10 protein-coding genes and 1 pseudogene are annotated in these 13,917 nt (G+C 34.9%); 7 read left to right on the forward strand and 4 right to left on the reverse strand.

The window, feature by feature from the left end:
- Positions 1 to 293 precede the first annotated feature (293 nt).
- From CK510_RS14990 to CK510_RS15010, 4 genes are all read right to left on the reverse strand, one after another.
- Positions 294 to 2,606 carry a GumC family protein gene (locus CK510_RS14990; protein ID WP_095722469.1) on the reverse strand — a complete coding sequence of 771 codons (2,313 nt, stop codon included), beginning with the start codon at positions 2,604 to 2,606 and terminating at the stop codon, positions 294 to 296.
- A gap of 634 nt (positions 2,607 to 3,240) precedes the next feature.
- A complete protein-coding gene (locus CK510_RS15000) occupies positions 3,241 to 4,185 on the reverse strand; it encodes a glycosyltransferase family protein (protein ID WP_095722471.1) in 945 nt (314 codons plus the stop codon).
- A 39-nt stretch (positions 4,186 to 4,224) separates the two neighbouring features.
- Complete coding sequence (gene hepA, locus CK510_RS15005; RefSeq protein WP_095722472.1) at positions 4,225 to 6,072, reverse strand: heterocyst formation ABC transporter subunit HepA; 1,848 nt, start codon at positions 6,070 to 6,072, stop codon at positions 4,225 to 4,227.
- A 37-nt stretch (positions 6,073 to 6,109) separates the two neighbouring features.
- Positions 6,110 to 7,018, reverse strand: a complete 909-nt coding sequence (locus CK510_RS15010) for a glycosyltransferase family 2 protein (protein ID WP_095722473.1) — start codon at positions 7,016 to 7,018, stop codon at positions 6,110 to 6,112.
- Positions 7,019 to 7,923: 905 nt separating this feature from the next.
- On the opposite strand from CK510_RS15010, the gene CK510_RS31790 reads away from it, so the two are divergent.
- The 7 genes and pseudogenes from CK510_RS31790 to CK510_RS15040 all read left to right on the forward strand — a co-directional run.
- Positions 7,924 to 8,067: a hypothetical protein gene (locus CK510_RS31790; RefSeq protein ID WP_158224907.1), complete on the forward strand. Its 144-nt coding sequence runs from the start codon at positions 7,924 to 7,926 to the stop codon at positions 8,065 to 8,067.
- 67 nt (positions 8,068 to 8,134) lie between these two features.
- A complete protein-coding gene (locus CK510_RS15015; protein WP_095722474.1) occupies positions 8,135 to 9,055 on the forward strand; it encodes a phytanoyl-CoA dioxygenase family protein in 921 nt (306 codons plus the stop codon).
- A gap of 24 nt (positions 9,056 to 9,079) precedes the next feature.
- Positions 9,080 to 9,883 (forward strand): class I SAM-dependent methyltransferase, encoded by an 804-nt coding sequence (locus CK510_RS15020; RefSeq protein ID WP_095722475.1) that lies wholly within the window; start codon positions 9,080 to 9,082, stop codon positions 9,881 to 9,883.
- Positions 9,884 to 9,889: 6 nt separating this feature from the next.
- Complete coding sequence (locus CK510_RS15025) at positions 9,890 to 11,161, forward strand: glycosyltransferase family 4 protein (protein ID WP_095722476.1); 1,272 nt, start codon at positions 9,890 to 9,892, stop codon at positions 11,159 to 11,161.
- Between the two features lie 85 nt (positions 11,162 to 11,246).
- Positions 11,247 to 12,374, forward strand: coding sequence for a hypothetical protein (locus tag CK510_RS15030; RefSeq protein WP_143289313.1), 1,128 nt, complete (start codon positions 11,247 to 11,249; stop codon positions 12,372 to 12,374).
- A 1-nt stretch (position 12,375) separates the two neighbouring features.
- Positions 12,376 to 13,224 carry a glycosyltransferase family 2 protein gene (locus CK510_RS15035; RefSeq protein ID WP_095722478.1) on the forward strand — a complete coding sequence of 283 codons (849 nt, stop codon included), beginning with the start codon at positions 12,376 to 12,378 and terminating at the stop codon, positions 13,222 to 13,224.
- Positions 13,225 to 13,293: 69 nt separating this feature from the next.
- Positions 13,294 to 13,917, forward strand: a pseudogene (locus CK510_RS15040) (group 1 glycosyl transferase); the annotation flags it as partial.

Genomic DNA, 13,917 nt, shown 5'->3' on the forward strand with positions numbered 1-13,917 from the left:
CGTTAATACACAAGATGATTCGTTTGTACAGTGCGTAAGTCCTAGTTTTCATACTCAAAGAAAATATCTTGTCTGGCATTTCCCCGGTTGTAGATGTGGTAAAAGTTGCCAGCTTGTAAGGGAATTCTTCTTTTCGGCATGATAAGTATCACCTTAGTTGATACTCCTAGTGTTCCCAAAAAACCCTCTTTTATTAAATCCCCTTTTTAAAAAGTCGGGGATTTGGTTTGGTTGGTAGCGATTTGGTTGGTGAGGGAATTTGAGGAAAAACGTGCGATCGCACACTTCGCAAACTAACGATTAACTTTTTTGGGTTGATTAGCAATAATACCAACTAAATTCAACTTCTCCAAAATCTCTTTAGCTTCCACAACCTCCGTGCGAGTGATTTGCCCCATCCGTGCCACCAAAACGATCGCACTACACAATGTCGCCAAAATCCTAGCATCAACGGTATCGAGAATTGGTGGAGCATCGACTAAAACTAGGTCATAAACCTGCTCGAAGTACTCTATCAGTTCTTTCATTTGCCGGGAACTTAACAATTTGACCGCATCTTCCGGAAATGGTCCAGATGTGAGAACATCAATCGCAGGGTGAACTGGCTGGATATACTCTTTAAATGGTGGGTTTGCTTCATCAACAAGCAGCAGGGATAAACCCCAGTCGTTTGATAAATCAAGTTGCTTGTCTAAGCTGGGGTTACGCAGGTTGGCATCGATAATCAAAACTCTACGGTGCATTCGGGCTGCACTCACTGCTAACCCTAAGGCTACAGTTGACTTTCCTTCTCCAACTTGTGCTGATGTCACCATCAACGATTTGTAGGGGAGGGGTGAATTGAGTAGTTGGATGTTTTGATATGCCATGTCGATGGTTTCATGGGATGGCAACGATGCAACCGTGACTGGTGAATCGACTACTAAGGTTCTTGTATTTCGATAATTGAATGTTGGTATCGCTAAACCTTTACGTTTGTTTACAGGCATTAGTTTGGGTACTATACCTAGTAAACGGAGATTGGTGATACGCTGTAGTTCGTATGGTACGTAAACTTTATCGTTGAGCAATTCTAAAATGAGGGCAAAAACGATACCTAAAATTGGTCCCAGAATCAGACCACTACCGAGTAACATTATGCGACCACTACCGATGTAGGTTCCTTTTTCTGGTGCTTCAATGACTTGCCAATCAAAACCTCCCTGAGCAATCTTTAAACCCAATGATTGCTGTGCTTGCATCAGTTGTTCGAGGGTTTTGCGATTGGTTTGGACTTCGGGTAGCAAGCGGTTGTATTCGGCTATTAAGCTGGGATATCGACTGAGTTCTGTTCGCAGTCGCTTTTCTGACTCTGCTAGGCTTTGTTGATTTGCTACCAATCCTAATCCTGTTGTTTGTACCTGAATCATTTCTTCTACGAGTTTCAGGTCAACTCCTGCTAGTTGTCCTTCTCCTAGTAGGGATTCGTTGCTGCTGGCTGATTGATTAGCTGATGGATTCAGGGATTGATTGAGAACTTGATTAATTGCCCTATCAATTTCTGAATTGCTTGGTGGAGATACATTTTTCCCGACTTTATCACTGAGCGATCGCCCCACTTCTTGCCGCAGTAATGACAGTTGACTTTGTTTCTGTTCGACTAGCTTCTGAACTGCTGGGGAGTTGTCTGTATATCGAATTCTTTCTTGTGATATTGCTAACTCTGTCTTTTGGATCTCATTCAGTAGTCCTTGGTAGCGAGTCGATTGGCTCAGGCGTGAGGAAACTAAGGCATTACCTGGAGATGCGGCTATTTTCTGCTGAATTGCTGCATATCTAGCTTGGACATCTTGTAATTGTGCTTGTGTCGTTTGTAACTGCTTTTGAGTGTCTGCCAGAGTTTCTAATAAAATTTTTGATTGAGCTTCCGGATCGAGTATTTTATTGCGATCGCGAAATAGTTCTAAGTTTCGCTCTGCTTGGGTAACTTCGCTTTTGACTTTGGGTAAACGGTTGTTAACGAATGCCATTCCCTTTGACAATCGGATTTTTTGCTGTTCGATATTGTAGTCTTGATAAACTTTTTGTAGCGCTTGTAAAACTCGTTGGGTTTTAATCGGGTTTTTGTCTTTATATGTGATTTCAAATACCTGGCTGGGAATACGATTTATCCCGCTTCCCGATTCGATCCGAGCTACACTCAAAGGTGGTTTTTTGCCTTTTTTGCTTTTGTCTCCTTTGATATCCTCAATCTTCATCTTCGGATATTCTGAATGTAGTTGCGTTACTGCTTTTTCAATTAATTGATTACTCAACATCAATTGTAGTTGTGCTGTGTAATCTACTACTTCTAAATTTGCGTCTGTAAATTCGCTATCTTCGTTACCTTGAGCTTTTCTCGAACTCGTACTTTCATAAATATTTGAGCTAACCAGCATCTGCATCGAGCTTTGGTAATTTGGCTTGGCAAGAAGTGCCAAAATTCCTGCTGCTGAGATTACCAAACCAGATATGCCTGCTATTAAAAAGCGACGGCGATATAAAATTTTAAATAGTTGTCTGATCTCAACTGCATTTGATGAAGATGTAGTAACCAGTTGTTCTTGTTCTAAACCAGTATCAGCCACTATCAAACCCCTTGTTTATCAAATATAATTTTGTAATAAAGCTTTGACTTACTGACAATCATTCAATCAATATTGAATCAATACTAATGTGTTAATTGTAAGTCAGAGCTATGTATAATTTACTTAACCTGGGATTGGTATATTTTCTCCGCGATAATCCCTCCGGTGTTTATGGGACTTTGCTTAATGCATCTGGCATATAACATGCTAATTCTGAAGGTTAATTTTTCTATATTACTATCATAGATGTCAATAATTTTTCCAATTGTAGGTTTAATTTTCTTTTTGTCATCCGCCAAAAGGTAGAGTCTATTTAATACATTCATATATTTTTTATAATTTAAATATCTGGTTTGCAAGTAGGTTGTTGACTCTGTGCCTTTTAGAGGTTAGAAATTCATACAAAATCTGTGGTGTAAAAGATAATACTAGGTAGGGGCAAACGGCTGTTTGCCCTCATTTTGTGATGACATAAAAATAGGATTAACCAAAAACACGAAAATTTCATCAAAGTCAACAGCCTAGTTTGCAAGCGATACTCTATATATAAATTTTGATAGATATCAATATATTTCAGATTACATAAGGTATAAAAACAAGACATTTCATGGCTCTTTATAATTTCTCAATTGCATTATTTCATCATCAAATTAAAAAGAGTATCGTCATTTTTAAAGAAATGTAGTATTTTTCTTAATTTCATTTTGATTCTCCAAATTAGGCTAGGATTAAACTGTGTTGACTGGGTAAATTTATCAGCTTGAGTATCACGAATTATAAATGGTGGATGTTTTAGAGGCAAAGGCATTTGTTTAGTAGGATAATTATCAAACAGACTATTTACAGCTTTAGTATTTTCGGCATTGAGGCTAAATCCAATATTAGTAACTAAGTTAGAATTGGGAATAATGGTTAAACTATTTTGGAGCCAAGATGTGAAAGTCCAAGGATAATCCCAGGTAACAATATACTCGTCGCGACAATTTTGAAAAACTCTTGACCAATATTTTACTGTTTGATTATCATCTAATAAATATTGCAACCATTTGTTGTCACGAATAGTTTCCCAAGACTTCATTTCTAAATCACATTTTTGCCATGCTCTTCTCCAAGTTGCCCAACCCCAAATCAAAGGATAGCGAGAAAAATAATAGCTATACATATTACTTTGACGATGAAATTGAAAGTTATTACCGGAAATCGTCATAACTCTTTCATCATTCTGAAAACGTTCGAGTAATTCTTCACAAAAAGGGAAAAAGTCAGGATGTGGCAAACAGTCATCTTCTAAAATTATGGCTGTTTCGACTTGTTCAAATACCCAATTTAAGCCGCTAAATACTCGTTCTTTAGAGCCTAAATTTGTTTCTGAATAATTACAAATTACCTCACAATCCCAATCAACTTGTTCGATAATTTTGCGAGTAGCTGCACATGTTTGAATATCATCAAGACGATGGGAACGAACTCCATCAGCAATCACAAAAAGTTTTGGTGGTTTTGCTTGACGAATGGCATTAAATACCCTTTGGGCTGTGTCGGTTCGGTTGAAAATAATAAATGCGATCGCAGTTTGCATAATTTCACCGGGAATGAGAAAACTAATACCTATTAAACATTAACCATTAACAATTTGATTTTGCATTTGATGATATTTCCAAAGTTTACCTTTTTGTTGCAGCAACTCTTGATAACTTCCCTGTTCGACTATTTTACCTGATTCCAGAACGATGATTTTATCTGCTTTATAAATTGTTGATAAACGATGCGCGATCGCAATTACTGTTCTCCCTGCTGCGAGCTTTTCTAACGATTCCTGTACCAAACCTTCGGATATTGAATCTAAGGCACTTGTAGCTTCATCTAAAATCAAAATTTCGGGATTGCGAAGTAATGCTCTGGCAATTGCGATACGTTGTCTTTGCCCTCCCGATAATCTTACCCCGCGATCGCCTAATTTTGTCTCAAATCCTGCTGGCATCTCTAAGATAAATTCCAGTGCATTCGCTTGTTTTGCTGCTTCTTCTATTGCTTGATTACTAATTCCTTCAAGTCCATAAGCTATATTTTCCCCTACAGATGTATTAAAAATAAATGTATCTTGACTCACAACAGCCATTTTTTGCCGCAAAGAACTGAGCTTATACTGAGATAAATTCACATTATCTATATAAATATCACCTAGTATTGGGTCATAAAATCGAATAATTAAATCAGCTATAGTTGTTTTTCCCGAACCCGAAGCACCAATAATTGCTACGGTTTGACCACGTTCTATGCTGAGACTAATATTTTCTAAAATAGGATGCTGATTATCATAGCTAAAATCAACGTTTTGAAAATTGATTCCCTGCTTTAAACTGGAAAATTCAATCTCTCCATCACTAGTGTAATTTTTGTTATCAGTGCGTAAAAGTTGATGAACGACTTGCAAGGAGCCTGCAAACATGGCGATAGTACCCCAGGAACTATTCATATGTGCAAGAATTGGTAACAAACGAAACAAAGCAAATAGAAATGCTAAAAGCGAAATGACGTGCAAACTACCGTTCACAATAAATGTGGAAACAGCAAAAATGATAATACCGATCAAGATTGTTGTTGCAGCAGCTTCCGCAAGGGGGAGAACGCTGCTACCAACCCGGTTACTTTCCATGTATGCTGCTGTAAATAGACGTGCAGCCCGATCGAAGCGTTTACCTTCAAATTCCTGACTCCAGGAAGCTTGTATAGTCTTCGCACCATTAATATACTCCGTTGCGATCGCAGCCATATCTGCCCCTGTGCTGGTGATTGTAAAACTTGCTTCCCGTACCCATTTAATCAGGTTTGAGACAGCTACAGCAAGTAAGCTAAATGCCAGTACTGTTGCGAGGGTAAGTTGCCAAGAAATCAACAGCATTGCCACTGTATAAGCAAGAATCACACAGCTTTTGGTGACAAAATTAATCACTTCATTAAAAGCTTGGTTAATGTTACTAACTTCCAATGAAAAGATATTTATTAATTCCGCACCACGACTTTGAGTATAGTAATTTAGATTAAAGCGCTGAAATTGCTCAAAAATCTGTCTTCTAAGTGCATCAACCAGATTAATTTCACAAGTTTTTGCCAGATATTTCCCCAAGTAGGAAAAAATTGCCCTTATCCACACAGTTAATAAAATTAAACCCGATATTTTGTAAATACGAATTGTTGCACTTGCTTTTATCCCTAAAAACCAAATATCAAACCAGTCAACTCCTGTATACATAGGAGGTTGATTGGGGTTTGTTAAACCCTGTAACAGTGATGCAATTAATCCTACTCCTGTTGCTTCCAAAACTGCTGCGATTAGGGTAAATAAGATTGCCTGGATAATTTTTGCGCGAAAAGAATTGAGTTCACGCAAAATCAAAGAGTTTTCCTGCCAAACTTTACTAGTTTCTAATAGCTTGCGAATTAGATGCTCCCGTTTAATAAGCATTTTTGACTGTAGTTTTGATGTTTTATATCCTGACTAATTACCCATTTCCAATCAATATCTTAAGTGATTTCGAGAATTTGATTGAATTTATCAACTTTGTATTCACTCCAATTAACCAGGAAATTAGTTGCCATTGGATTTGAGATGATCTGTATTTGGCAAAAAATTTGAGTGCGGAGACTATATGTACAAAAGTTAGATAATTAAACCTAGAACTAGTACTAGCTTGACTATACAAGTGTAAAGCCGAAGCTTGGGGCTGGTACAATACTCGATAGCCATTTTGCCAAGCATCTAAACACAAACTCACATCCTCAAAATAGAGGAAGAATCTTTCGTCAAACAATCCATGTTTGCTGACATAATCCCCTGAAATCAGCATAAAAGCTCCAATTCCCCAGTTTATTTCTACTGCTGTTTCTGGTGAGGGCATTTCTGTATAATAGTAGTCAAAATTATAGACTAAATTGAGTAGTTTTTCTCCTAAAAAGTGCTTGAAAAATAAATAAGTAAATGTTGGAAATTTCCGAATTGACTTTTGTGGTGTGCTATCGAGATTAAGTAATTTTGGACAAACAACTGCGATATCTGATGCGGTATATAAGGTATTTTGAAGATGTTTAATAGCTTCTGATTTAAACATTACATCTGGGTTTACCAATACATATTCATGACTTGGTGATGCTGCGATCGCTTGATTATTCCCTCTGGCAAAACCTAAATTTTGCTTTCCTTGAATCCCGATAAATATTTTTGGATACTTCTCAACAAACTCATGAATAATTTCTGGTGAGTTATCCGTAGAAGCATTGTCATAAACGACAATTTTCACTTGCGATCGCTCAAATTCTTTAGCTGCCATTAAACACGACTCTATCGAACCCCGCAATGTCTTCGCTGAGTTGTAGGAAACGATTATAAAGGTTATGTCGCATTTCACTTTCATGATAAGCACTCTACTCCAGTCTGTGCAATATTTTGACATCAACGCAGAAACTTAGTAATTTACGTAAATATCTTTTGATTGATTGTTTTGATTATTTTTTGGGTTCTGCGATCGCTATTTATAAAACTGACTCTACTGATGGTTAAATTTTACATTGGAGAGTGAAATTTCGGCTAAAAATTCAGCTATTTGAAACAAAAAAACTCCCTACTAATGCTTTTATGACCAAGTAAATGATTGACAGGCTATGAATTATTTTTTGCTTTTTTACTTACTTTAAACGTTTCAATAATTTTATTCCCCACATCTATCATTGGGCTGATTTTTATGTTTCACTTTAGGCTTAAATTCAGGCATGAATTTATACTTGAAAAATCCAATATTCGAGTATCTATAGCCATGTGGGAGATTTTTTAAATGCTACTACAACCTAAGGTCATAATACTAGGATAGTAAGTGTTCTTTGTCAATCTTAAATTTATATACCAACAAGGTTAATTCAAAATAATTACTGATAGTTTATTTATTATTTTATACAATAAATATTTCCTCTAGTGAATAGCTAGCAACGTAGTTATTGTTGAATAGTTTATGGTATTACAAAATTATCTTCCGAATTATCATCTGATAATAAGTATTTTTATTTACCCAACTAATATTATATAACAGTAAAAATATTGATTTTTTTACAAAGACTAATTAAAGATTTTGTAAAGATATCCGGATTATTGCGGATACTAGTCTGAGAAGCATGTAGAATCATGGTTGTGGTGTCTATTGCTTAATTTCATCTAGCCAGATAAAATATACATAACTTCTGCAAGTGCCTTCACTTGGGGGGAATAGGTATTGTTTAATGTTTAATGTTTAATGAATGAGATTGTTTGTAGAAACCGTAATACAACATGCGGTATAGTTTCGATATTAAACTTCGCGATCGCAAAACCAATCCCAAAACTATATGCTCTCTGCGACTCTGCACGATGCAAATTTTTACCCACAATCAGCAACGTAACATCAAAAATTTAGAGATTCAATGGGAAAATTAAAATCTCTAGATAGCTTTTAGGTAGATTCCCAGAGAATAATCTAAGAATAATTTAAAACAAGCAAGTTATGTCAGGGTTTTTTCTCCCAAATCAGACAGAGGCAATAAAAGCTCACTACGACGAATATGGTTATGTTGTTATCAAAGATGTCATCCCGATCGGAAAGATAACAGGATTTTTTGACGTATATGAAACTTTTAAAACAGCTAAAAACTATTATTTTTTATCGCAAGATACTAATCAAATTGAGAAATTAGAAGTTAATTCTCAAGACTTTATCGAACACTCAATCTTAAATCCGATTGATTTAGTCTTCCAAAATAGCTTCAATCAAGCAGCATTAGACATAATTTCAAATCCCGCAATCTCCCAGTTATTGAATACCCTTAGTAATCGCCAAAAACATATAATTTGGCAGACAATGTTTTTCGATAAATCTACAGGTACAGTTCCACATCAAGACCATTATTACTTAGATAGTAACCCACCTGGAAACTTAATTGCTTGTTGGTTTGCATTAGAAGATATTCATTCCGATGCTGGAGCTTTTTTTGTTGTCCCAAAAAGCCAAAAAGGTCAATTAATTACTAGAAATTCTCGTATTCGAGATTTTAGCGATCATGAAGAATATGTAGAGAAAATTCAAACCGTAATTAAAGAGCAAAATTACATCCCTCAACCAATGTTATTAGAAAAGGGTTCTGTTTTATTCTGGCATCCATTTCTAATTCATGGTGCATTTCCAAATATGAATTCCAACCATTCCCGGAAATCATTGACAGCGCATTTTTTACCCGAAGGATACGGTAGATTAGATAAAAAGTTACCAGCACAAATAGCTTCTAAAAACCCAGATATATTAGTGTGGAAAAAAACTATTGTTGAACGTCTTAAAGCAAGCATTCGTCATTGGCGTTTTCAAGCAGTATATAACTTCAGAAACAAACAAAAACCTGTAAAAATGGAAATGCGTTCCTCGAAATATTAGAGAGGTACAAATGGGAGGTACAAATTGAAAGTTGCTAAAGTGACTCAAGCAGCAAAATCTGCGATTAAAAACTTAGGATATCACCAATTAGGTAGTTGTAATATATGTGGTAACGCGACTGTTTTTGTTTGTATTGATGCCAAAACAGCACGAAACAACATGTATTGTCCTTTCTGTTACAGTTCATCTCGCAAACGGCATATTGCTAAATTCATATTAAATCAAATTGAAAATCAACAACCTAAAAATAAAATACCAACTAAAATTTCATCAATCGCACAACAAGGAAAAGCAAATAACTTTAGTTTTTACAATGCTGATGTAGATGATGCTTTTTTTAAATATTTGCATCGCAGCGATTTCTACTTCTGTTCAACTTTTCAACCAGATATCCAACCAGGAACAGAAACGAGAGAAAGGGTTTATTGCCAATCCTTAGAGAATCTTACATTTGCCGATTCTAGCTTTGATTTTGTGATTACAGAAGACGTATTAGAACATGTCAGAAATCATGAGCAAGCGTTTCGAGAAGTGCATCGAGTACTAAAAACTGGTGGATATCATATATTTACCATTCCCTGCAACTTTGACCAACCAACCATCGTTCGTGTCGATACATCAGGAACAGAAGATATACATCTTTTGCCACCAGAATATCATGGCGATCGCATACGTGGTCAAATATTAGCATATAGAACATTTGGTATCGATATATTTGAGCTTTTAGATCGACTTGGTTTTGCGACTCAAGTTGATTTTTCTAGTTATATCGACCGAAAATCGGGAATCTTTGATAGTTATGTTTTTTGTTCGCAGAAAATTAGGTAAATACTAATGCATTCCCTCATCCTAAGTACATTCGATCTAAATGGTGGTGCTGCAAAAGCATCATTTCGTTTGCATGATGGATTGAGAAAAATAAATATTGATTCCACAATGTTGGTTCAATATCAAGAAAGTAATGAAAATCAAATTATTGGAGCGAAAAATAAACTAGAGAAATATCTCAATCAAGCTAGACCAACATTAGATAACTTACCATTAAAAGGTCGTGGTTATGGTACATTTTCACCCCAATGGTTTCCCGACTTTACACATCGTCAAATCGCAGCAATATCCCCTGATATTATTAACTTACATTGGACATGTGGTTATATTCGCATCGAAAGTCTTTCACAGTGGAAAAAACCCCTAGTTTGGACATTACATGACATGTGGGCATTTACAGGGGGATGTCAATACAGTAATGATTGCGATCGCTATACTAAATCTTGTGGTGCATGTCCACAACTTAACAGTAACAAAGAACGAGATATATCACGATGGGTATGGCAACGTAAACTCAAAGCTTGGCAAAATTTAGACATTACTATTGTCACACCAAGTGAGTGGTTAGCAAAGTGCGTTCATGCAAGTTCGCTATTTTCCCAAGCTCAAATCGAAGTCATCCCCAACGGTATCGACATTCAACGCTACAAACCTGTAAACCGCAAATTTGCACGGGAACACCTAAACCTACCACAAGACAAGCAGCTTGTACTAATTGGTGCAAACTCTCTTTACCAGAAACGAAAAGGTTCGGAATACTTCGAGAAAGCATTAAAATCGCTGCAATCATCAGAATATAGGGGAAAGATAGAATTAGTGATTTTTGGGATATTACCCAGGGAAATTAAAGACAAACTGCAATTACAACTTAAATTAGACTTAGGTTTTCCCAGTCACTACATAGGAAACCTCAACGATGAAATTTCCCTCGCATTGATATACGCAGCAAGTGATGTATTTGTAGCACCATACATTGAAGATAATCTACCTAATACGATTATGGAATCATTAGCGACTGGAACACCATGCGTTGCTTTTGGTATTGGTGGAATTCCGGAAATGATAGAGCATCAAAATAACGGTTTTCTAGCTCAACCCTTAGATGCAGAAAGTTTAGCAAGTGGAATTATTTGGGTTTTGGAAAACGAGCAGCGTTGGCAAAAACTAAGTGAAAATGCCCGTAAAAAAGTCGAAACTGAATTTAATCAACCACTTCAAGCAAAACGCTATCAACAACTATTCACAGAAGTAATCCAAAAATATCACCGACTTCCATAAAACTTACCAGGATGTCACAAAAAATCATAAATTTATCCGTGTCCATTTGCGTCTATCTGCGGTTCATTTATCTTCAAATATTTTTATGCCAATCCCAATAATAAAAACAGAAATAAACTACTTCTTCTACACCCTAATATTGTACTGCATCACCGCATTATACCTAATTCCTTACGACCTAGAACTACCCCACGCCAAATTTTTCTTACCCATACTGGCAACTCTGCTCATCTTTCAACTACTTCGCGATCGCAGCAAATTACAAATTAGCGATATAGTCACAGTTTGTTTAATTATTCTCATTACGGTTGTGAATGCATCAAGCTATCAACTATTTAGATATAGCTTACCAATTGCCTTAATCTCAATTGGATTTAGTCAGTTTCCCAAAATCAAAATTCAAAAAATATATTTAACAATATTATGCTGGTTATCGACTATTGCCATGACTTACCAAATGGCTATATATCGTCGAATCGAATTTGATGGTTCATTGCGGATTAGTTTAAGTAACGGGGATCCAAATGTTTCCGGTTTATTTATGCTTCTATTCTTCTTTTTATCCATCAAAGCAAAATTCAAACCAGGTATAATTATAGCTTTAGTTTCATCCTGCTTATTCCTAAGTCGTAACTACTTTTTCAGTTTAATAATCTTCTTTACTATACTTTGTTTTGAAAAGCCATTTGCTAGATTTGCAAAAAAAATCAACTTCTCCCTACTTTTTATATTCGCTAATATTTTCGGTATTTTAGTTGGTGAATTTTTCCTCAACTTTGTTGAAGTTGGTTACGAGTACGATACTGGTTCAAACAGATTATTTGCAGTTAACGACGCATCCAACTTATTTCGATTTGAAGCAAACCGTTTTCTCATACAATCTTACTCAAGTGATTGGCATTTAGCATTAAAAGGTTATGGGGGAAATTATGAAACAATATTTCGACCAATTGGAGCAATTATTCATAATTCTTTTCTTGAAGTTATAGCTTACACAGGTATTGTTCTCGGTATTCTCTATTTCTATATACTAATTCGAGCAATTAATGGTTATTACAAATATGAGAACTATAAATATATTTTTTCATATCTATTTTTTAGCTTATTTTTGCACAGTGCTTTTCAAGGAGTCACACCATTTCTATTTATTTCCATTCTTTCTTTATCGCTAGAAGAAGAAACCCCAAAAAAGCTAATATATCATCGAGAATAAAATGAAAATATCAATTATTACACCAACATTTAATTCAGAAAAAACAATTGAAAAAACAATATTAAGTGTAATTCAGCAAACTCATAAGTTTCCAATTGAATATATTTTAATAGATGGATATTCAACAGATAGAACTTGTGAAATAATCAATAAATATTCAGATTATATAGATGTTTTTATATCCGAACCTGATAATGGTGCATATGATGCTATGAACAAAGGTATATCTCTCGCAAGTGGAGATATAATCGGTATTATCAATTCAGATGATTGGTATAACTCCGACATAATTAAAATAGTCGAAGAAACATTTATAAGTCATCATCAAATAGATGTTATTTACTCACCAATTACTAACTATTATAAAGGTGAATATGTGGCAACATTCTTTCCTGGAGACATTGATAAACTACCGATTCGCTTTACTTTAAATCATCCCTCTTGCTTTATCAAAAAATCAGCTTATGAATTAGTTGGTTTGTATAATACTTATTTCCATATAGCAGCTGATTACGATTTAATTTTGCGTTTATTTTTAGTTAATTGCAACTTTCACTATATCGATACTCCACTTGCAGCTTATTCCCTCAACGGGATGAGTTCATCGACTAATCCTTTAACAAGAGTAAAATTAATTTATGAATGTTGGAAAATTAGCCAGCAGACAAATACTTGTTTTTATAAAAGCTTAATTTGGCAGCGAAACAAAGCTTATTTAGCATGGATTTTTAATGAAATATTTGCTTTACCAGCAAGGTATTTTCTCAATCCATTAAATGCCAGAAAATTAAAAACTGTTATTACTAAATATATTAATAAACCTGTTGCTAATGACTTTGGAAAATGGTAACTTCTCTGCGAACCTCTGCGCTAACCTCCGTCAAACTCTGCGTTTCAAATATTAATAAAAATATTAAAAATGTCAAAAATACTATTTATATCAGCACATACACCAACTTATAAATATCCTCAAGCTGGACAAAAAATAGCCTTTAATCATCTTCAAGAATATGCTAATTCAAATCATAAAATAGATATTTTAGTTATTGCTAATCAAACAGAAATTGACACTGCTAGCGATTTAATTGATTTATTAAATAATAATATTTACTTTTATCCACTAACTAAAATAAAGAAAATTAGTAGTTGTTTGAAACATTATAATATACCATTGAAATTTGCAACGCGATCGCAATCTAAAGTTTCGGTTCAAATCACAGAATTAATCTCAACAAATACCTATGATATTATTCATTTTGAATATTCCCATGCTGCGGTATATCTAGAGTTAATTCAAGCTTTAATCAATCCAGAATTGACAAAAACAGTAATCAGTATTCACGATATTATCACTCAATCCTTGTTAAGAAAAACTGTGAATAATTCAATTTTAGGTATAGAAGCTGCAAGAACATTTAACTACGAAACTAAAATATATTTAACCGCAAATCACTTGTGGGTATTATCACAGAAAGATAAAGATATTTTGACATCACTCTTTTCTGTATCTCCAAATAAAATTTCTGTAAAACCTCCTAAACTT

The sequence above is a fragment of the Brunnivagina elsteri CCALA 953 genome (assembly GCF_002289455.1).
GTDB lineage: Bacteria > Cyanobacteriota > Cyanobacteriia > Cyanobacteriales > Nostocaceae > Brunnivagina > Brunnivagina elsteri.

Excerpts from the sequence above, each read along its gene's own strand:
- CK510_RS15000 (WP_095722471.1), bottom strand. The coding sequence starts at position 4,185 with ATGCAAACTGCGATCGCATTTATTATTTTCAACCGAACCGACACAGCC.
- hepA (WP_095722472.1), bottom strand. The coding sequence starts at position 6,072 with ATGCTTATTAAACGGGAGCATCTAATTCGCAAGCTATTAGAAACTAGT.
- CK510_RS15010 (WP_095722473.1), bottom strand. The coding sequence starts at position 7,018 with ATGAAAGTGAAATGCGACATAACCTTTATAATCGTTTCCTACAACTCA.
- CK510_RS31790 (WP_158224907.1), top strand. The coding sequence starts at position 7,924 with ATGCGGTATAGTTTCGATATTAAACTTCGCGATCGCAAAACCAATCCC.
- CK510_RS15015 (WP_095722474.1), top strand. The coding sequence starts at position 8,135 with ATGTCAGGGTTTTTTCTCCCAAATCAGACAGAGGCAATAAAAGCTCAC.
- CK510_RS15025 (WP_095722476.1), top strand. The coding sequence starts at position 9,890 with ATGCATTCCCTCATCCTAAGTACATTCGATCTAAATGGTGGTGCTGCA.
- CK510_RS15030 (WP_143289313.1), top strand. The coding sequence starts at position 11,247 with ATGCCAATCCCAATAATAAAAACAGAAATAAACTACTTCTTCTACACC.
- CK510_RS15035 (WP_095722478.1), top strand. The coding sequence starts at position 12,376 with ATGAAAATATCAATTATTACACCAACATTTAATTCAGAAAAAACAATT.